The following is a 236-nucleotide window of genomic DNA, read 5'->3' as shown; positions in this document are numbered from 1 at the left end:
GTCTGGTCCCATTCCAGCTGGTAGAAACCCTCGACGGTCAGTTGATTGGTCAGGCTCTGGGAGGCAAACAGCATGTTCACCGGGATCAAGCCTTCCTTGATCTCGGCACCGGGCCTGCGGAACGCCGACACGTCGATCGGGTTGATGCTGTTGATGGAATTACCGATGAAGGTACTTTCGCCCCAACTGACCACCTGCTTGCCGGCGCGCACGGTGCCGGGCAGGTCTCCCAGGGA

At 60.2% G+C, this 236-nt stretch carries 1 protein-coding gene; it reads right to left on the bottom strand.

What is annotated here, in order from left to right:
* A partial coding sequence (locus AAEZ05_RS30210) for a DUF1302 domain-containing protein (RefSeq protein WP_350650356.1) occupies positions 1 to 236 on the bottom strand: 236 nt, incomplete at both ends.

This window comes from Pseudomonas sp. HY13-MNA-CIBAN-0226, from assembly GCF_040310305.1.
Lineage (GTDB): Bacteria > Pseudomonadota > Gammaproteobacteria > Pseudomonadales > Pseudomonadaceae > Aquipseudomonas > Aquipseudomonas gregormendelii.
Note: the sequence above shows the minus strand (reverse complement) of the source record. Positions and strands in the feature narration are given on the sequence as shown.